Annotated in this window: 18 protein-coding genes and 1 pseudogene; 10 read left to right on the forward strand and 9 right to left on the reverse strand. The window is 63.7% G+C overall.

Annotated elements, in window-relative coordinates; translation table 11 throughout:
- Complete coding sequence (locus tag A3AI_RS0125715; RefSeq protein WP_024518348.1) at positions 1 to 1,395, reverse strand: M20 family metallopeptidase; 1,395 nt, start codon at positions 1,393 to 1,395, stop codon at positions 1 to 3.
- A gap of 153 nt (positions 1,396 to 1,548) precedes the next feature.
- On the opposite strand from A3AI_RS0125715, the gene A3AI_RS0125720 reads away from it, so the two are divergent.
- Complete coding sequence (locus A3AI_RS0125720) at positions 1,549 to 2,934, forward strand: LLM class flavin-dependent oxidoreductase (protein ID WP_024518349.1); 1,386 nt, start codon at positions 1,549 to 1,551, stop codon at positions 2,932 to 2,934.
- Between the two features lie 293 nt (positions 2,935 to 3,227).
- Here A3AI_RS0125720 and A3AI_RS47915 read toward each other — a convergent pair whose 3' ends face one another.
- The 4 genes from A3AI_RS47915 to A3AI_RS0125735 all read right to left on the reverse strand — a co-directional run bounded on the left by A3AI_RS47915 (position 3,228) and on the right by A3AI_RS0125735 (position 7,793).
- Complete coding sequence (locus tag A3AI_RS47915) at positions 3,228 to 3,443, reverse strand: hypothetical protein (RefSeq protein WP_156927942.1); 216 nt, start codon at positions 3,441 to 3,443, stop codon at positions 3,228 to 3,230.
- A 353-nt stretch (positions 3,444 to 3,796) separates the two neighbouring features.
- Positions 3,797 to 5,458 (reverse strand): thiamine pyrophosphate-binding protein, encoded by a 1,662-nt coding sequence (locus A3AI_RS0125725; RefSeq protein WP_024518350.1) that lies wholly within the window; start codon positions 5,456 to 5,458, stop codon positions 3,797 to 3,799.
- 109 nt (positions 5,459 to 5,567) lie between these two features.
- Positions 5,568 to 6,083 carry a GFA family protein gene (locus tag A3AI_RS0125730; RefSeq protein ID WP_502685766.1) on the reverse strand — a complete coding sequence of 172 codons (516 nt, stop codon included), beginning with the start codon at positions 6,081 to 6,083 and terminating at the stop codon, positions 5,568 to 5,570.
- Between the two features lie 213 nt (positions 6,084 to 6,296).
- Positions 6,297 to 7,793, reverse strand: coding sequence for an aldehyde dehydrogenase family protein (locus tag A3AI_RS0125735; RefSeq protein ID WP_024518352.1), 1,497 nt, complete (start codon positions 7,791 to 7,793; stop codon positions 6,297 to 6,299).
- A 191-nt stretch (positions 7,794 to 7,984) separates the two neighbouring features.
- Here A3AI_RS0125735 and A3AI_RS0125740 point away from each other — a divergent pair, with 191 nt between their 5' ends.
- Complete coding sequence (locus tag A3AI_RS0125740) at positions 7,985 to 8,836, forward strand: SDR family NAD(P)-dependent oxidoreductase (protein ID WP_024518353.1); 852 nt, start codon at positions 7,985 to 7,987, stop codon at positions 8,834 to 8,836.
- Positions 8,837 to 8,890: 54 nt separating this feature from the next.
- On the opposite strand, the gene A3AI_RS0125745 is transcribed toward A3AI_RS0125740, so the two are convergent.
- The 3 genes from A3AI_RS0125745 to A3AI_RS0125755 form a co-directional block, all read right to left on the reverse strand.
- Positions 8,891 to 9,304: a Rieske (2Fe-2S) protein gene (locus tag A3AI_RS0125745; protein WP_024518354.1), complete on the reverse strand. Its 414-nt coding sequence runs from the start codon at positions 9,302 to 9,304 to the stop codon at positions 8,891 to 8,893.
- Positions 9,305 to 9,519: 215 nt separating this feature from the next.
- Entirely contained in the window at positions 9,520 to 10,632 is a 1,113-nt protein-coding gene (locus A3AI_RS0125750) for an amidohydrolase family protein (protein WP_024518355.1), read from the reverse strand.
- Between the two features lie 22 nt (positions 10,633 to 10,654).
- Positions 10,655 to 11,716, reverse strand: coding sequence for an amidohydrolase family protein (locus tag A3AI_RS0125755; protein WP_024518356.1), 1,062 nt, complete (start codon positions 11,714 to 11,716; stop codon positions 10,655 to 10,657).
- Between the two features lie 275 nt (positions 11,717 to 11,991).
- Here A3AI_RS0125755 and A3AI_RS0125760 point away from each other — a divergent pair, with 275 nt between their 5' ends.
- The 8 genes and pseudogenes from A3AI_RS0125760 (at position 11,992) to A3AI_RS0125790 (ending at position 17,655) form a co-directional block, all read left to right on the forward strand.
- Positions 11,992 to 12,477 (forward strand): hypothetical protein, encoded by a 486-nt coding sequence (locus A3AI_RS0125760; RefSeq protein ID WP_024518357.1) that lies wholly within the window; start codon positions 11,992 to 11,994, stop codon positions 12,475 to 12,477.
- Between the two features lie 248 nt (positions 12,478 to 12,725).
- Complete coding sequence (locus A3AI_RS0125765; protein WP_349509697.1) at positions 12,726 to 13,115, forward strand: MarR family winged helix-turn-helix transcriptional regulator; 390 nt, start codon at positions 12,726 to 12,728, stop codon at positions 13,113 to 13,115.
- Positions 13,116 to 13,215: 100 nt separating this feature from the next.
- Positions 13,216 to 13,425 (forward strand): annotated as a pseudogene (locus A3AI_RS50120) (isochorismatase family protein); the annotation flags it as partial.
- A complete protein-coding gene (locus tag A3AI_RS50125) occupies positions 13,356 to 13,694 on the forward strand; it encodes an isochorismatase family protein (RefSeq protein WP_349509699.1) in 339 nt (112 codons plus the stop codon). The pseudogene A3AI_RS50120 and the gene A3AI_RS50125, both read left to right, overlap by 70 nt.
- Before the next feature lie 27 nt (positions 13,695 to 13,721).
- Positions 13,722 to 14,051, forward strand: coding sequence for a hypothetical protein (locus A3AI_RS0125775; protein WP_024518359.1), 330 nt, complete (start codon positions 13,722 to 13,724; stop codon positions 14,049 to 14,051).
- 5 nt (positions 14,052 to 14,056) lie between these two features.
- Positions 14,057 to 15,280: an MFS transporter gene (locus A3AI_RS0125780; protein WP_024518360.1), complete on the forward strand. Its 1,224-nt coding sequence runs from the start codon at positions 14,057 to 14,059 to the stop codon at positions 15,278 to 15,280.
- A gap of 107 nt (positions 15,281 to 15,387) precedes the next feature.
- Positions 15,388 to 15,963, forward strand: coding sequence for an alpha-ketoglutarate-dependent dioxygenase AlkB (locus A3AI_RS0125785; protein WP_024518361.1), 576 nt, complete (start codon positions 15,388 to 15,390; stop codon positions 15,961 to 15,963).
- Positions 15,964 to 16,053: 90 nt separating this feature from the next.
- Positions 16,054 to 17,655, forward strand: coding sequence for an EAL domain-containing protein (locus tag A3AI_RS0125790; RefSeq protein WP_024518362.1), 1,602 nt, complete (start codon positions 16,054 to 16,056; stop codon positions 17,653 to 17,655).
- Between the two features lie 9 nt (positions 17,656 to 17,664).
- On the opposite strand, the gene A3AI_RS0125795 is transcribed toward A3AI_RS0125790, so the two are convergent.
- Positions 17,665 to 18,099, reverse strand: coding sequence for a CHRD domain-containing protein (locus tag A3AI_RS0125795; RefSeq protein ID WP_156927943.1), 435 nt, complete (start codon positions 18,097 to 18,099; stop codon positions 17,665 to 17,667).
- Between the last annotated feature and the right edge of the window lie 74 nt (positions 18,100 to 18,173).

The following is an 18,173-nucleotide window of genomic DNA, read 5'->3' on the forward strand; positions in this document are numbered from 1 at the left end:
TCACGCGACCTTCGAGAGCGGGCGCGGCAGCTCGCCGAGATCCCAGAACAGGCCGGCCATGATGCCGAGCGCCTCCTCCGTCACCGAGAGCAGGATGTGCTCGTCGGGCGCGTGCTGCGAGCAGCCGGGATAGGAATGCGGCACCCAGATCGTCGGCAAGCCCAGCGTGTCGGAGAACACGTCGTTCGGCAGCGAACCGCCGAAATTCGGCAGCACGGCCGGCGGCTTTCCCGTGGTCTTCTGCAGGGACTCAGCGGCCCATTTGATCCAGGGGCTGTCGAAATCGGTACGCGACGCGGCAAAACGCTGCGCGCCCGTGACCTCGATCATCGGAAAGCCCTTTGCGTGCAGATGATCGCGGATGGCTTCGATCATGTTGTCGACCTTGGTGCCGACCACGAAACGAAGCTGCAGCACGGCGCGGGCGCGTCCCGGAATGGCATTGGCGGGATTGTCGACGTTGCCGGATGAGATCGCCAGCACCTCCATCGTATTCCAGGCATAGAGCCGCTCCGCCGGGGAGAGGCCGTCTTCGCCCCAATTCTCCGACAGCGCGGGCTCATCGGCCGTGGGCTCGACCTTGACGTCGGCGAGCCAGCTGCGGATCTGGTTCGAAAGCCGCGGCGGCTTGAGCTGCTCCATCAGGAGCCGTCCGCGTCCGTCGATTAGGGTGGCGATCGCATTGGCCAGAATCGTCGCGGGGTTGGCGAGCACGCCGCCCCAATTGCCGGAGTGATGCCCGCCCTCGCGCAGATTCACGTCGAGATGGATGCGGTAGCCGCCGCGGCAGCCGAGGAACAGCGTCGGCCGGTCCGCCGACAGACGCGGCCCGTCGGAGGCAATCAAGAGGTCGGCTTTCAGCTCATCCTTCAGCGACGCGCAGACCGTGTTGAGATCGGGGGACGCGATCTCCTCGCCCATCTCGATGATGAATTTGGCATTGAAGCCGAGCTTGCCGCCGCGCGCCGCGCGCACCGCGCGGAGCGCTGCGAGATTGATCGAATGCTGGCCCTTGTTGTCGGCAGTGCCGCGGCCATAGACGCGGTTGCCGACCGGCGTGGTCTGGAACGGATTCAAGCCGTTGCGCCATTCACCGACCATGCCGTCGACGACGTCGCCATGGCCGTAGGTCAGGACCGTCGGCGCGTCCGCACTCTCGATATGCTGGGCGACCAGGAACGGCGACTTGCCGCTCGGGGATTCGACCACCCGGCTCTCGAAATCGAGCTCGGCGAGAGCCGGCATCAGTTCCTTCTCGAGATAGGCCCGCAAGACATCGCCCCGTCCGGCATTCTGGCTTTCGGTCGGATAGGCCACGCGGCGATCGAGCTCGCGCAGGAAATCCCCGGAGCGAAACTGTTCTCGGACATGGGCGATGGCGTCGGTTCTGGTCATATCTTTCCTTACTGAGGTCGTTCCGTAGGACAACCGTATCGGCAGACGGCGGCGATCGGAAGTGGTGAATTTGCTGAGCAGATTTGGCTTGCCAAGCGCGATCAGCTGCAACAGTTTCGGCCGTCTCGGTGTCTCCTGCTTCGATAGGCTTCCATGCCCAAAGAAATCCGGCTCAACGCCTTTGCCATGAACTGCGTGGCACATCAATCGCCGGGGCTGTGGACCCATCCGCGCGACCGCACCGCCGAATACAACCGCCTGCCCTATTGGCTCGATCTCGCCAGGACGCTGGAGCGCGGCCGCTTCGACGGGCTGTTCCTCGCCGACGTGCTGGGCGTCTACGACGTCTATGGCAACGGCCCCGATGCCGCGCTGCGTCACGCCACGCAGACGCCGGCAAACGAGCCGCTGCTGCTGATCTCGGCCATGGCTGCCGCGACAAACAATCTCGGCTTCGGGGTCACCAGCAATCTCTCCTTCGAGCCGCCCTACCCGTTCGCGCGGCGGATGTCGACGCTGGATCATCTGACCGATGGACGGATCGGCTGGAACGTCGTGACCGGCTATCTCGACAGCGCCGCGCGCGGCGCGGGCAAGGACAAGCAGACCGCGCATGACGACCGCTACGACATCGCCGACGAATACATGGAAGTCGTCTACAAGCTGTGGGAAGGCAGCTGGGAGGACGATGCGGCGGTGCGCGATCGTATCAGGGGTATCTTCGCCGATCCTTCCAAGGTGCATCGCGTCACGCATGAGGGGAAGAATTATCGGCTCAACGCCATTCATCTGAGCGAGCCGTCGCCACAGCGGACCCCGGTGCTCTACCAGGCCGGCACCTCACCGCGCGGGCGGCAGTTCGCGGCGCAGCACGCAGAATGCGTGTTCATGTCGGGCCCGTCGGCCAAGGTGATCGGGCCGCGGGTGAAGGCGATCCGCGAGCTAGCGGCGGAATATGGCCGCGACCCGCGCGAAATCCTGATGTTCAGCATGTTCACGGTGATCCTCGGCCGCACGGAAGCGGAGGCCAAGGCGAAATATGAGGACTACCGCGCGCATATCAGTCCCGAGGGTGCGCTCACGCTGATGTCGGGCTGGACCGGCGTTGACTTCTCGACCTATGCGCTCGACCAGGAGGTGCGTCATGTCACCAATGACGCCGGCCGCAGCGCAATGGACAACATCACCCGCGCCGATCCCGACCGCGTCTGGACCGTGCGCGAGGTCGCCCAGCATGTCGGCATCGGTGGCATCGGGCCCGTGATCGTCGGTACGCCTGAGAAGGTCGCGGACGAGATCGAGGCCTGGTTCGAGGCGACTGATGTCGATGGGCTCAACATGCCCTTCGCGGTATCGCCAGGCGATTTCGAGGACATTGCGGAGATGCTGGTGCCGGAGTTGACGCGGCGCGGGCGCTACAAGAAGGACTATGCACCGGGGACGCTGCGGGAGAAGCTGTTCGGCAAGGGACGTGCGCGACTGACGGGGCCCCATCCGGCGGCACAGTATCGGCCAAGCAAGGCGCGGGGGGCGGAATAGCGACGCTTCGCGTTCTCACGTCATTCCGGGATGGTCCGAAGCACCAGATCCGGCATCTCGAGATTCTCAGATGTGCAATGGCACATCAGAGCTCGATGCCTCGCATCGCCCCGAAGCGAAGTGTAATGTGTGACGCTTTTCGGGATGTCTTTTGTTCACCTTACAGACCGCCCCAATGGAGCAGGTCCTCGGACCCTAACGGAGGGGCACCGCTTAGGGGCGGATTGCAATGTTGATTAGGTATGAAAAAAGCCGGTCCTGTCCCCAGAACCGGCTCTCTTCATAAGATCAGACTACCAAGTTACCCTGCCTGGATCCATTAGTTTCACGCCCTCATTGGGGATGGGATTATGATTTGGAGTCCGCACCATGTACGTCGAGCCTTGGCCCGATTTCATATGCGCCTGCGCTTGCATCACGTCATGATGCCCATGCCGGGATGGTGGTGGTCCAGCAAAAGCTGGAATCGTAATCAATAGAGTAGCGATAGCTATCACAATCTTTTTCATGGTGAATATCCTTTTAGGTACATCCACCCGCACCACGATAAGTAACACTAGCAGGCGGACGCTATAGTTTCTTGGACTTCCGCGCACCGCGTCACGGAAAGCCCGTGCGCGAATTGCAAACAACAGATATCGGCAGTGATGATATCAATCATCCGGCCAATACTGGCGGCGCTGGATGCGGCAATTATTGGAGCAGCGAATCCGGAGAAGGAGCGGCGAGGTAGTTGGCGGAATTGTCCTGCTGTGAGGAGATTACATTGCTGGCAAAATCCGCGAGAGGTTTTCCGCAGATGTGACAGTCCTAAGTTGCTGAAAACGCTTAATTGCGATAGATCGCCCCGGAATGACGAGCCTCACACACTCCCATCCACCACGACTTCAATCAGCTTCGCGCCCGGCCGCTTGAACGCCGACGTGAGCTGCGCCTTCAACTCGGCCGGATCGGTGATCCTTATCGCCTCCAGCCCCAGCGCCTTGCCGATGCCGGCAAAATCCACAGGCGGATCCATGAAATCCATGCCGACATAGTTGCTATCGCCATGGAACGACAGCAGCCGCTGCTTGATGATGCGATAGCCGCCATTGTTGACGATCACGACCGACAACGGCAGCTTGTGATGCGCCGCCGTCCACAGCGCCTGGATCGAATACATCGCGCTGCCGTCGCCGGAATAGCAGACGACCGGACGATCGGGGTTCGCAAGGCTGACACCAACGGAAGCCGGCACGCCCCAGCCGATGCCGCCTGAAGCCAGCGCATGATAGCCGTAGCGATCGCGATGCGGCCGCAGATTGAGAATTTGCCGCGCCGAGGTGAGGCCTTCGTCGACCAGGATCGCATTGTCGGGCATCGCCTCGACGACCTGCAGCGCCAGGTAATCGGGATCGATCGGCGACTTCCTCGCCGCCTTGCCGATCTGCTCCACCACCGCCTTGCGCCTGGTGCTCCAGTTCTTCGGCGCGAGCTCGGAAATTCCCTTTTGCGCCCGCGCTTCAAGCGCGCTGCCGCCGGCCGCCTTCAGCGCCGGCACCAGCGCCTTCAGCGTCTCCTTCACGTCGGCCTTCAGCGCGATCTCTGCGCCAAAGTTCTTGGCGAGATCCCAATCGACAAGTCCGATCTGCGCGATCGACAGGCCGTCGGGCAACGGCTCGACCTCGCTATGCACGGACATGCGCAAGGGATCGGCGCCAAGCACGATCAAGAGGTCGTAAGGCGACAGCACTTCGCGCACCTGCGGCTGCGACCGCGACAATGCTCCCATGAAGCATGGACTCTCCGAGAGAAAATGCGCGCCATAGGGCGCGGATTGCTGATAGGCGGGACAGCCGAGCGTCTCGGCAAGCTCGGCGGCTTCCTTGAGCGCGTCGCTCTTGACGATCTCGTCACCCGCAATGATGACCGGCCGCTGCGCTCTCAGAATACGTTGCGCCAGCGCCTGCACGGCCTCGTCCGACGGGCGAACGCGCGCATCGACGCGGGTCGTGCGGCCAAGCTCGATGCCGGCTTCGGAATTGAGGATGTCGCCGGGCAGCGAGATGAACACCGGTCCGGTTGGCGGGGTGGTCGCGATCTTCGCCGCGCGCCGCACGATACGCGGCAAGTCTTCCAGCCGCGTAACCTCGACCGCCCATTTCACCAGGGGCTCGGCCATGCGCACCAGCGGACCATACAAGAGAGGCTCCATCAGTCCGTGGCCTTGCTCTTGCTGGCCGGCGGTGAGGATCATCGGCGTGCCCGTGAACTGGGCGTTGTAGAGCGAGCCCATCGCGTTCCCGAGCCCCGGCGCGACATGGACATTGCAGGCGACGAGCTTGCCGGAGGCGCGGCTATATCCGTCGGCGATCGCGACCACCAGGCTCTCCTGCATCGCCATTACATAGGTGAGGTCGGGATGGTCCTTCAGCGCATGCATGATCGGCAGCTCGGTGGTGCCGGGATTACCGAACAGATGGGTGATGCCCTCGTCCTTGAGCAGAGCGAGAAAGGCCGAGCGGCCGGTGATCCGATTTTTCATGGTTCCTCCTGGCCCGACTGTTGCCGCGGCTGGAGCACATCACCAAACTTGATCGGCCAGGGCAATGGAAGGGGGGCATGGCTCGCCTGCATGGCGGCCTGTGTCCAGGTCAGACCTCCTCCCGGGCAAGCTCGAACGGATCATCGCCCGCCGAGCGCCGCTTCTTCTTGGTGCGTTGCCAGACCACGCCCGGGTAACCCTTCAGTGGCACCAGCGGCTCGCCGGTATAGGCCCATTCCTGCAGCTCTTCGATTCCGATGTGATAGAGCGGCTGCCGCCCGGTGCGGCCGGTGAACAGCGCGCGCGGCAGGTTGACCATGTGCGGTGAGCGGGCGCGTTCGTAGATCAGCGGCGTGCCGCAGCGCGAGCAGAAACTGCGCGCGGTGCCGTCGGTGTCCTCATAACGCGTGATCGCGCCCTTGCCCTTGGTGATGCGGAAACGCTTGCGCCAGCTGCCGACATAGGTCGCATAGGCGGCACCGTGGGCGCGGCGGCTGGTGGGAGAATGATCATGCCAGGCCCAGCGCGCCGGCACGTCGATCTCGAAGGCAACCGCGCCGCACAGGCATTGGGCTTTTGCGATGCCGGCTGATGCGGTGGGTTTGGTCACTTGCGTCTCCGTCATTGCGAGGAGCGAAGCGACGAGCAATCCAGAGCCCCTGCACGGCCCTGGATTGCTTCGCTTCGCTCGCAATGACGTAACACTACGCCGGCGCGAGTTCGTCATAAACGGGATAATCCGTATAACCTGCCCCCTCCCCGCCATAGAACGTCGCGCGGTTGTACGGCGTGACGCTTCGCGTCGACCTCTCCCCGCAAGTGCGGGGGCGAGGTAAGCCTAGGCCGTCTTGATCCAGACGGCCTTGACATTGAGATATTCCTCGACGTGCTGCTTGCCGGACTCGCGGCCATAGCCGCTCATCTTGTAGCCACCGAACGGCACCGCGGGGTCCATCGCCTGGTAGCAATTGACCCAGACCGAGCCGGCGCGCAGCGATTTCGAGACGTGGACCGCCTTGGAGACATCGCGCGTCCAGACGCCGCTGCCGAGACCAAAAGTGGTCGCGTTCGCACGGCGGATCAGCTCGTCCATATCGGTGAACTTGATCGCCGAGATCACGGGACCAAATATCTCCTCCTGCGCGATCCGCATGTTGTCCTGCACATTGGCAAACACCGTGGGCTGCACGAAATAGCCCTTGGCGAGCGGGCCTTCGGTCACCCGCCCGCCGCCGGCGAGCGCCTTGGCACCCTCCTTCTGGCCGATGGCGAGATAGCCGGTGACGCGCTCGAGCTGCTGTTCGGAGACCAAGGGCCCGATCTGCGTGTTCGGATCGAGGCCGTTGCCGACCTGCAGCTTGCGGCCGAACTCGGCGACACGGCCGACGAACTCGTCATAGACTTTTGCTTCGACAAACAGCCGCGTGCCGGCGCTGCAGATCTGGCCGGAATTGGCGAACACCGCCATCGCCGCACCGGGCACCGCGGCTTCAAGATCCGCATCGGCAAACACGATGTCCGGCGACTTGCCGCCAAGCTCGAGCGAGACGCGCTTCAGATTGCCGGCCGAGGCGCGGATGATGGACTGCCCGGTGACATGCGAGCCGGTGAAGGCGACCTTGTCGACATCGGGATGCGACGCCAGCGCCGCACCCGCGGTCTCGCCGTAGCCCGGCACCACGTTGACCACGCCCGGCGGCACGCCGGCTTCCATCGCAAGCTCGGCGAGCCGAAGCGAGGTGAGCGGCGCTTCCTCGGCCGGCTTGAGCACCACGGTGCAGCCGGTCGCGATCGCGGGGCCGATCTTCCACACTGTTGCGGCCAGCGGACCGTTCCACGGAATGATGGCGCCGACCACGCCGACCGGCTCCTTCAGCGTGTAGGAGAATATCTCGCCGGGCAGTGAATTCTCGATGGTCTCGCCGTGCAGCGCGGTGGCCTGGCCCGCATAGTAACGCAGCATGCCGAGCACGCGCAGCTTGTTGCCGCGGGTGCGGCTGATGGGCGCGCCCATGTCGAGCGTGTCGAGCTGCGACAGCTCCTCGAAATTCTTCTCGACGAGATCGGCGAGCTTCAACAGCAGGGCCTGCCGCTCGAATGGCTTGACCTTGCTCCAGGGGCCCTCGAAGGCGCGGCGGGCGGCGGCGACGGCGCGGTTGATGTCCTCTGCGTCACCCTCGGCAACGGTTGCAAGCAATTCGCCGGTCGCGGGATTGAAGGTCTCGAATGTCTTGCCGGAAGCGGCGTCGATCCATTTGCCGTCGATCAGCATCTTCTTGTAGGAACCATCCGCAAAGGGATGGCGCGTGATCGGAACAGCCTGAGATACGGCCATGGTCTCTCTCCCTCGATGTTGTTGATATTGATCGCTTGGCTCGACCGCCGGAAGGTGAAAATCTACCGCGGCGGTGCTATGGCGTAAAGCGGGTGGGCTGGCGCATCATGCGAAGACCTCCCATGCGGCGGCACAGGTGGTGTGCGTGCCGCGCAAACCAGCTCGATGGTTCAGCTCATTGGAGACTTCGCATGCCACATCCTGTCCTCGCTCCCGATCATGTTGCGGTGATCACAGGCGGTGCCTCCGGCATCGGCTTTGCGGCGGCTCACCGTTTTGCGCGGCTTGGCATGAAGGTCTGCATTGCAGATATCGGCGGCGACAAGTTGGTCGAAGCTGAAACAAAATTGTCATCTGCCGCGCCTCGTGGCAGTGGCAACATCATGGCAGTCGCGACCGACGTCGCCGATCCCGCCAGCGTCAGGGAACTCGAGGCCACCGTGCGCAATCGCTTCGGCGGCGTCGACGTGCTGATGAACAATGCCGGCATCCAGCCCAGCAGCGAGATGTTCGGCCCGCTCGACAACTGGCAGCGCATCCTCGCCGTCAATCTGTGGGGCATCATTCACGGCACGCAAATCTTTGCATCCAACATGATTGCGCGCGGTAAGCCGGGGCTCATCATCAACACCGGCTCCAAGCAGGGTATCACCACGCCTCCCGGCGATCCCGCCTACAACGTCTCCAAGGCCGGCGTGAAGGCGTTCACCGAGGCGCTGGCCCATGAGCTGCGCAACACGCAAGGCTGCCAGATCACCGCGCATCTTTTGATCCCCGGCTTTGTCTTCACCGGCCTGACCGCGAAGGGCCGGCAGGAGAAACCGGCCGCCGCCTGGACGCCGGAGCAGACCGTGGATTTCATGATTGAGAGGCTCGATGCCGACGATTTCTACATCCTCTGCCCGGACAACGACGTGCCGCGCCCGCTCGACGAGCGCCGCATACTCTGGGCCGCCGGCGATATCGTCGAGAACCGCCCCGCGCTGTCGCGCTGGCATCCGGATTATGCGGAGAAGTTCGCGGCGTTTGTGAAGGGGACGTAAGGCTGCGGCGTTCAGCCCCGCTGTCGTCCCGGCGCAGGTCGGAACGACAAAGACCTATGCCTCAACGATCACATAAGAATCCTCGACATGCACCGGGAAGGTCTCGGCGACATAGGGGCCCTTGGCAAGCTCCTCGCCGCTTTCCACCGCGACCGGATAGGACCGCACCTTGACGCGCTTGGGATCGAACCAGGACTGGCCGTTGCGCATGTCGAACTCCCAGCCGTGCCACGGGCAGCGCAGCAGTTCGCCGACCCGGGAGCGCTGGTAGACGCCGGGCTCCGGCGAGGTCAGCCGGGCCACGCAGGCGGCCTTGTCGAGCGGCGCGCCCTCATGCGGGCAGCGGTTGAGCAGCGCAAAGAACGCCCCATTGACATGAAACACCACGATGTCGCGGCCGTCGATCTCGACCACCTTGTTGCGGCCATCAGGGATTTCAGTGGTGCGAGCGACGATGTGACGAGCCATGAACTATCGTGTCCTGAGATCAGCTTGAGTCGGATTGTTCACCTCTCCCAAAGGGAGAGGTCGGATCGCATCGCAAGATGCGATCCGGGTGAGGGGTTTAGATCTCGCGATAGGGCTGCGGCCCCTTACCCGGATTGCTGCGCAATCCGACCTCTCCCCGCTGGGGAGAGGTGGAAGTGTGCGCGGATAGAGCTCCCACACAACCTTCGCCTGCATTATAATTTATACAGCGCACGCGCATTGGCGTTGAAGATCTGGCGGCGTTCCTCTTCGCTCAGCGGAGTCTTGAAGGCGAAGCGCGGATCGTCGAAATCCCAGTGCGGGTAGTCCGACGAGAACAGCAGGCGATCGACGCCGATCCATTCGATCAGCTGGCGCAGGTGCCTTGCGTCGTCCGGCTCGTCGATCGGTTGCGTGGTGAACCAGAAATGCTCGCGCACATATTCCGACGGCTTGCGCTTGAGATGCGGCACCTCGCTGCGGAAGCGCGCGAAATGCTGGTCCATGCGCCACATCGCGGATGCGATCCAGCCGAAGCCGCCTTCGATGAAGACGATCTTCAGTTTCGGGAAGCGCTCGGGGATGCCCTCGATGACGAGGCTGGCGAGCTGTGCCGCCATGGTGTGCGCGTTGGACTGATGCTCCTCGCAATAATAGGACGGCCAGCCGCCGCCGGTCGGCGCATGCCCGCCGTAACCGCCGACATGAATGCCGAGCGGCAGGTCGAGCGCCTGCGCGCGTTCATAGATCGGCCAGTAGCGGCGGCGGCCGAGCGGCTCGTTGGCGCGCGGGCAGATGTTGATCTGCACATATTGGCCGGTCTTGGCGCAGCGATCGATCTCCTCGACCGCGGCAACCGTGTCATCCTGGCCGACAAGAATGGCCGCCTTCAACCGCGGCTCTCGGCTACACCAATGCCCGAGCTGCCATTCATTGACCGCACGCTGGATCGCGGCGCCGAATTCGAGGTTCTGCTGCGAGAAGATGAAGAGATCGAGCACCTGCAACAGCCCGAACTCCACATCGAGCGGATCGAGATGCTGCTTGCGCATGAAGGCAAGATCGGAGCCCGGCGGGCCACCGGTCGGCGGCCAGGCGTCGCGCCGCGCGATCAGCGGCGAGGAGCGCGGATAGGGCGTGGTGCCGATATAGGGCGTGCGCAGATGATCGCCGTAGGTTTTCATATGCTCCTGCCAGCGCTTTGCGAGGTACGGATTCAAATCGCTGCGCGAATGCAGGCTTGGATGGATGTCGCAATCGATGATGCGCAGGCGCGTCTGGTGAGAGGCATCCTGCTGATCGAGCGGACGGTCGAGGACTTCACTCATGCGATCCTCCTTGAAGAGAATGTCAGGCGGCGAGTTTCAGCCGCGGAAAAGTCTCGAGCGGATTCTCCGCGCACATCTTGTCGACGATATGCGCCGGCAGATGCGGCGGGATCGGATCATCGCCGTCGAACTGCCAGTGCGGATAGTCGGAGGCGAACAGGAACATCTTGTCCGAGCCGATCTGGTCGATGATGTCCTCGACGCTGGTGGCATCGTCAGGCGCATCGAAAGGCTGCATGGTGACGCGGACATGGTCGCGGATGATCGCGGCCGGCTCGCGCTCGACCCAGGGCACCTCGACCCGTACGCCGCGCCAGGTCTTGTTGGCGCGCCACATGAACGCGGGCAGCCAGCTCACGCCCGATTCCATCAGCACGACCTTGAGGCCGGGGAATTTGCCGAACGCGCCTTCATAGATCAGGCTCAACAGTTGCGCCTGGAACGCCTGCGCCTCGACGAAATAATATTCATAGCGATGCGAGGGCCAGCCGATCGAACTCGGGGCGAAGCGATAGGCGCTGCCGGCATGGATCGCCAGCGGCAGCCTGTGCTTCTCGGCAGCCTTCAGCACCGGCCAGTAATGCCGGCGGCCGAGCAACATCTCGCCCTGAGCCAGCACCAGGATGGAAACGAAGCGCGGGTCGCCGGCGCGGCGCTCGATTTCCTCGACCGCAAGCTCCGGCGCCTGCAGCGGCACCACGATCGACGCACGCAGTCGCGAATCGCGTGACAGCCATTCGGCCGCCATCCAGTCATTGATCGCCTTGCAGAAGGCGGACGCCATATAGGGATCGTACACGGCCTGCGCGCCATAGAGCACGTTGCAGATTGCGTGGCTCGCACCGAGTTGTTCGAACGCGCCGCGCTGCACCATGCCGAGGTCGCTGCCGGGCTTGCCGCTGTCGGGACGCCAGTCCGGCCGTCCCGACAACGGCATGGTCGGCGGGTAGGAGTTGAGGTCGAGCCCATCGATGGCGCGACTGACCACCTGCTCTTTCCAGTGATCGTCGAGATAGGGCAGCAGCGTCGTACGCGTTCCACCCACCGCGGGGTGAATGTCGCAGTCGATGCGGGTCACTGGCATCAACGTATCCTCGACCGTTTCCTCGTCGCGCAAACTTGCGAGCGCTTCGACATCCGCTGCTGCGCAGCTTGTTTTGGCGGCCTCTTCCGCGCCGCGTGCGAAAGAGTGCTCTCCCCTGCCACGAAGCGCAAGGGTCTTGACCGCAGGGCCGGATTGCGTCCGACTGTGTCCTTCGCTGGCCGGCCTTGCGGCCCGGCAGTCGAACGCGATCGCCGGCTTGTTTTCGTCCCAGGATCTGGCGGGATATCGAGACGAACGGCAAGGAAAGAACGAGAATGGAAAGCATGAAGCATACGATGTCGACGGCTCTGGTGCTGGCGATGGCCCTTGGCGTCTCCGAGGCCTCGGCCGAAACCATCGGCGGTTCGGCGGCGCTCGCTCTCGCCGGCGTGGTCGCGGCCGCCTCGCCCTTGCTGACCTCGGCCGAGCGGAAGGCCGTCGACGAGCTGTTCGCCGGCAGCAGCAATATTTCCTACAAGAAGAAGATCGCAGTCACCGCCGACAAGATCGTCTGCCGCGCCGGCAATGTCGACATCACTGCCCGCTCGTGCGACCTGACCTTCGGCACCAAGACCAAGACCATCAACGGCCGCGCCGCCAATGAGCTCTATTCGACGGAAGCGATGGCCGGCGTGCCCTCCGACGGCGCAGCCGGCAAGATCTTCGAGAGCGTCGCCAAATTGAACTGCACCCTCGATCCGCAAGCGATCAAGCAGAACGACGGCAGCGGGGCGAACTGCACCTACGAGATGCCGAAGTAGCGGCAATACAGATCCTTCTCGAGCCAAGACCATCGGGGCCAAGCAGCGGCTGCGGTCACACCTTGATATCCCGAAAGCAATCCACCGAGGGTCGGGGGCAGCGCCATCAACTTTGCTTGATATGAAGTCTAGCTACACAGTTTATCTTTGAAGTTTAACTTCATAACTGGCATGGTCGCGGCATGACCAAACGGAAGGCGGAACCTGACGCCCCGGCGCCAGCGGCTCTTGCGGACGAACTCGCCGACTTGTTCGGCAAGCTCAAGCGCAAGCTGCGTGCGCAGGCGTCCGCCGGTGACCTCACGCCATCACAAATAGCCGTTTTGTCGCGACTCGACCGCGCCGGCCCCACGACGGTGAGCGGTCTGGCGCGGCTCGAAGGCGTCCGCCCGCAATCCATGGGCGCCACGGTCGCAAGCCTGGAAGAGATGGGGCTCGTCAAGGGCGCGCCGGACCCGAATGACGGCCGCCAGACCATCCTGTCGCTGACGCCAAGGTGCGAAACGATGATCCGCACCGGGCGCGCGGCGCGTCATGAATGGCTGCTGCGCGCCATCACCTCGAAGCTGACCGCGCAGGAACAGGCGCAGCTCAAGGCCGCGCTCGGCCTGCTCAACCGCATTGTCGACACCGAGTAAAGGAGACCATCCCATGGCGATCAGCACGCTCGACCCCACCACGGCACTCGTGGTCGTCGATCTCCAGAAGGGCATCGCGGGACTGCCGACCGCGCATCCCATGAAGGATGTCGTCGGCAACACCGTCGCTCTGCTCGATGCCTTCCGCCGCCGCACGCTTCCCGTCGTGCTCGTCAATGTCGACGCCCGCGCACCGGGCCGCAGCGAGCGCTCGTTTTCGACCACCGGAATGCCGGCTGATTGGACCGAACTCCTGCCGGAGCTGAACCGCCAGGCAAACGATCACACCGTCACCAAGCGGACCTGGGGGGCCTTCACCAAGACCGGTCTCGAGCAATACTTGCGTGGGCGCGGCGTTACACAGGTCGTCGCACCGGTGTCGCGACCTCGGCCGGGGTCGAATCCACGGCTCGCCAGGCGCATGAGCTTGGTTTCAATGTCGCGCTCGCCGTCGATGCGATGACCGACATGGACCCAGCCGCACACGACAACAGCGTGACGCGCATCTTTCCGAAAATGAGCGAGACCGGCACGACAAGCGAGCTGCTCAATCTGATCAACGCGCAGACTCGCACGTAGGCCGCGGCACAACAAGGACCCCCCTCAATGCCATGGTTGCATGATCTCGCTTATTTCGCCGGCGGCCTCGTGCTGACCAACGCCGTGCCGCATTTCGTCAGCGGCACCATGGGTCGGCCGTTTCAGAGCCCGTTCGCCAAGCCGCGCGGGGAAGGCCTGTCCTCCTCGCGTTTGAACGTAGCGTGGGGCTTCTTCAATCTGGTCATCGCCTATCTGTTGATCTGGCGCGTCGGCGATTTCGACCTGCGCGCGACGGAGGACGCCGTCGCGCTCGGCCTGGGCATGCTGCTCGGCGGCCTGTTCCTTGCGGGCCAGTTCGGGCGCTTCAACGGCGGCAACACGCCGCTGAAAGGATAAGCGCGTTGCGCCGCATCTTTCTCTCGCTGTCGAACAGGAATTACCGGATCTGGGCCGCCGGCGCGCTCATTTCCAATATCGGCAGCTGGATGCAGCGCACCGCGCAGGACTGGATCGTGCTGACCGAGCTGACGCACCACAATGCGACCGCGGTCGGCATCGTGATGGGACTGCAGTTCGGCCCGCAAATCCTGCTGCTGCCGCTCACGGGTTATGCTGCCGATCATCTCGACCGGCGCAAGCTGTTGTTCTGCACCCAGGCTGCCATGGGGCTGTTCGCGCTCGGCCTCGGCGTTCTGGTCGTTACGGGGCTCGTACAGCTATGGCACGTCTATGTCTTCGCGTTTCTATTGGGATGCGCCGCCGCTTTCGACTCGCCGGCGCGGCAGACCTTCGTCACCCAGCTCGTCGAGCCCGCGCTGCTCACCAATGCGGTCGGGCTGAACTCCACCACCTTCAACGCCGCGCGCATGGTGGGGCCCGCGATGGCGGGCCTGGTCATCGCCGCCGTTGGCTCGGGCTATGTGTTCCTGATCAATGCGGCGTCCTTTGTCGCGGTGCTCGTGTCTCTAGCGATGCTGCGCCTCGACAGTGCGGCATCCCGCCGAAGGGCGGCTTCCCGCGGCGGACTCACGGAAGGCTTTCGCTATGTGCTGGGGCGGCCGGACCTCAGAGTCATCCTGTCGATGCTTTTCTTGGTAGGCACCTTCGGGCTCAATTTTCCGATCTTCATCTCGACCATGTCGGTCAGCGTGTTCCATGTCGGTGCCGGTCAGTTCGGCCTGTTGACCTCGATGATGGCGGCGGGCTCCGTCACGGGCGCCCTGCTTGCCGCGGGGCGCGCGAGGCCCGGCATCCCCTTGCTCGCATTCGCTGCTGCGATGTTTGGCGTCACCTGCGCGGCTGCCGCATTCGCGCCATTCTACATCGTCTTCGGGCTGATCCTGTTTACGGTCGGCGTCTCCGCTCAGACTTTCACCACGTCGACCAACAGCCTGACACAACTGTCGACCGATCCCGAAATGCGCGGCCGGGTCATCGCCATTCTGCTCGCGATTGCGCTCGGCGGCACCCCGATCGGTGCGCCGATCGTCGGATGGGTGGCCGACCAGTTCGGCCCGCGCTGGGCCCTTGGGGTCGCGGCTGCAGCCGGAATATTGGCGGCGGTCATCGCGGCCTTCTATCTCGCCGAGCGACGACGGCTGCGTCCCGACGCGGGGCCGGCGTGAGGCGCGCACGGGCATCGCAGAAAGGAGGGTCTGATCGAAGCGGCCCTACCGAAGCGGCATGGCGCGCCTATATAAAGGCCGCATTCACGACAAGCCGCAGATTTGTTTTGTCTACCCAGCTCGCACTATTCGACGACACCGAGGCCGGTCCGAGCGGCCTGCACTACGCGCCGGACTTCATCTCCCCTGAAGCCGAGCGCGAACTGATCGCGCATGTCGCGGAGCTGCCCCTGAAGCCGTTTCAGTTCGGCGCGTTCGAAGGCCATCGGCAGGTCAAGTCGTTCGGCTTTCGTTATGACTACGCGGTGCAGCGGATGCTTGAGTCGGAACCGATTCCGGACTGGCTGCAGACGATCGCGCGCGCGGTCGAAGGCTTCGGCCAATTGCCCGACGGCAGCGTGCGGCAGGTGCTGTGCACCGAATATGATGTCGGCGTCGGCATCGGCTGGCATCGCGACAAGCCGCATTTCGATAAAGTGTTCGGCCTGTCGCTGGGCTCACCGTGCAAGTTCCGCTTTCGCCGCCGCATGGGCGACAAATGGGAGCGCTTCACGCTACAGGCCGAGCCTCGCTCGCTCTACCTGATGGACGGCGAGGCCCGCCAAGCCTGGGAGCACTCCATTCCGGGCGTGGACCAGCGGCGCTGGTCCATCACCTTCCGCACGATGCGGCAGCGGCCCTGATCCGGCCGCGGGATCGCCGGGTTGCTAAACGGAATCTTAGAAACTCGCGGTTAAGCTGGGTTTAATTTTCGATTAACCAGCCGACCACCCATGAAAACCTGGTCATGGAAGACCTGGCGATGGAGCCTGCCGTCAGTCGCGATCGTGGCTGCGAGCCTTGCCGCGTTCTGCGCCGGCGGCCATTTTGCCGCCAAGGCACTGATCCAGAGCCAGCAGATGCGGCAGCTCGGCGAGCTGACCGACGTCGTCCTGCGCCGCTCGGAGGTCGCAGTTGATTCCGGCTCCGCCAGCATGGATGAGATCGTCAAGGCCGGCAATATCGACTGTGAGCCCGCAGCGCTGCAGGCCTTTCGACTGCGGGTCTACCAGCGTCCCGGCGTCAAGGACGTGCGCCTGGCCAATTCCGATGGCTCGGTGATCTGCTCGGCCTATTCGGAGACGCTTGAATTCGACAAAGGCTGGGTCGGCCGCTCCGACATGCTGCCTTCGCGCGACAGCAGCCTGCTCCTGTTTCGGGTCGAGCAGTTCGGCGCTGATGCGCTCGGCGTCATGCGCGATCGCGGCGACAGCCGCTCGCTGGTCGCCATCCTCGGCATCAACTCCTACCTGTTCGATATCATGCCGGCCGAGCTGCGGGCGCACAGCACCGTCACGCTGAAGCTGACAAACGGCCAGGCACTCGGCGAGTTCTCGCTCGACGAGATCGCGGTGGTGCATCCGATCGATTTTGTGAGGAGCTCCGCCCGCTATCCCCTGCTGGCGATGATCAGTGTCGATCGTGCCGCACTGGCCCGCTGGAACGGGCAGCTCTATTGGCCCGCAATGCTGCTCGCGGCGCTGCTCGGCCTCGTCTTCGGACTGGTACTGATCCGCACGCGCCGCGTCGAAGGGCCGCTCGCCGAGCTTGACCGCGCCCTGGTCCGCGAGCAGTTCAAGCCCTATTACCAGCCGACCTTTCACTTGAAGAGCGGCGCCATTCTCGGCTGCGAGGTGCTGGCGCGCTGGATCCGCGACGACGGATCGGTGGTGCCGCCGATGAACTTCATTCCGCTTGCCGAATCCACCGGACGCATCCGCCCGATGACCTGGCAGATCCTGAACCAGGCGCTGAAAGACCTGAACGCGCTGTTGCGCGAGCGCAAGGAATTCAAGCTCTCGGTGAATATCGTGCCGAGCCATCTCCTGGATGCGGATTTCGTACCGACCTTGCGGCGCGTCGTCGCCTCGGCAAAAGTCGCGACGCGGCAGATCGTGCTCGAGATCACCGAGCGGGACAAGCTGGACGACATCGCGCGCGCCGCCGAGGTGGTGCGGGAGTTGCGCGATCTCGGCTTCCGCGTCGCGATCGACGATGTCGGCGTCGGCCATAGCGGGCTGTCTCAGCTCAAGGTGCTCGGCGCGACCACCATGAAGATCGACAAATTCTTCGTCGACACCATCACCCGCGACGGCTCGACGACGTCAATCGTCGAGATGCTGGTCCGCCTTGCCAAGGACCTCGCCATGACGGTGATCGCCGAAGGCATCGAGACCGCGGACCAGGTGCAGGCGCTGTGCAGCTGCGGCGTCGAGGAAGGCCAGGGCTACCTGGTCTCGCCGCCGCTGCCGATCGCCAAGTTCGCCGAGCTCGTGGAAGTCCAGCAGGCGAAGTCGGACATCCGCGCCGCACTCGACGCGGCGATGGTGGCGTAGCCTTCTCCGCTACTTCATCATCTGACCGCGCAGCTCGCCGCCGGGGTTCGCTCCGGTATGGATGTTGGCGTACCATTTGCCCGCCAGCAGATCCGCCGCCTGCTCATCAGTCAGCGTGGCGTTGCCTTGAATCGGGCTTTGCACGGTCTTGAACGGAAGCACGATGCCGGCATTCTTGCCGGCTTCGATGGGGCCGTGGAAATGCGCGCCGAGCGCCGGCCCCGACAGGTCCTTGTAGGTGATGGTGTAGGTCAGGAGCTTGCTGGTCGTGTCGAAAGTGGCCTCCGCCGTGCCCGAGGCCGGGCTGTTGTTGGGTGGCACCTCACTGCTTCCCTTCAGATCGGCCTTCAACTTGATCATTTCCGCACTGGCGGTCGTAGCGGACAAGAGCATTGCTGCAATTGCGAACAGAATCGCTCCGTTCAGAAGCCGGGCTTTGTTCATGACGTTTCCCCCAAAAGAAGCGGTGCGCCGCGACGCGAGCTAAACACCTGCCTGTGACACATTTCCACATGGCG

This window comes from Bradyrhizobium sp. Tv2a-2 (assembly GCF_000472425.1).
GTDB lineage: Bacteria > Pseudomonadota > Alphaproteobacteria > Rhizobiales > Xanthobacteraceae > Bradyrhizobium.

What these genes read in the sequence shown, in the direction of transcription:
- A3AI_RS0125755 (WP_024518356.1), bottom strand. Translation starts at nt 11,716, where the DNA reads ATGCCAGTGACCCGCATCGACTGCGACATTCACCCCGCGGTGGGTGGA.
- A3AI_RS0125760 (WP_024518357.1), top strand. Translation starts at nt 11,992, where the DNA reads ATGGAAAGCATGAAGCATACGATGTCGACGGCTCTGGTGCTGGCGATG.
- A3AI_RS0125735 (WP_024518352.1), bottom strand. Translation starts at nt 7,793, where the DNA reads ATGGCCGTATCTCAGGCTGTTCCGATCACGCGCCATCCCTTTGCGGAT.
- A3AI_RS0125720 (WP_024518349.1), top strand. Translation starts at nt 1,549, where the DNA reads ATGCCCAAAGAAATCCGGCTCAACGCCTTTGCCATGAACTGCGTGGCA.
- A3AI_RS0125715 (WP_024518348.1), bottom strand. Translation starts at nt 1,395, where the DNA reads ATGACCAGAACCGACGCCATCGCCCATGTCCGAGAACAGTTTCGCTCC.
- A3AI_RS0125725 (WP_024518350.1), bottom strand. Translation starts at nt 5,458, where the DNA reads ATGAAAAATCGGATCACCGGCCGCTCGGCCTTTCTCGCTCTGCTCAAG.
- A3AI_RS0125745 (WP_024518354.1), bottom strand. Translation starts at nt 9,304, where the DNA reads ATGGCTCGTCACATCGTCGCTCGCACCACTGAAATCCCTGATGGCCGC.
- A3AI_RS0125795 (WP_156927943.1), bottom strand. Translation starts at nt 18,099, where the DNA reads ATGAACAAAGCCCGGCTTCTGAACGGAGCGATTCTGTTCGCAATTGCA.
- A3AI_RS0125750 (WP_024518355.1), bottom strand. Translation starts at nt 10,632, where the DNA reads ATGAGTGAAGTCCTCGACCGTCCGCTCGATCAGCAGGATGCCTCTCAC.
- A3AI_RS0125740 (WP_024518353.1), top strand. Translation starts at nt 7,985, where the DNA reads ATGCCACATCCTGTCCTCGCTCCCGATCATGTTGCGGTGATCACAGGC.
- A3AI_RS0125775 (WP_024518359.1), top strand. Translation starts at nt 13,722, where the DNA reads ATGCCATGGTTGCATGATCTCGCTTATTTCGCCGGCGGCCTCGTGCTG.
- A3AI_RS47915 (WP_156927942.1), bottom strand. Translation starts at nt 3,443, where the DNA reads ATGAAAAAGATTGTGATAGCTATCGCTACTCTATTGATTACGATTCCA.
- A3AI_RS0125790 (WP_024518362.1), top strand. Translation starts at nt 16,054, where the DNA reads ATGAAAACCTGGTCATGGAAGACCTGGCGATGGAGCCTGCCGTCAGTC.
- A3AI_RS0125730 (WP_502685766.1), bottom strand. Translation starts at nt 6,083, where the DNA reads ATGACGGAGACGCAAGTGACCAAACCCACCGCATCAGCCGGCATCGCA.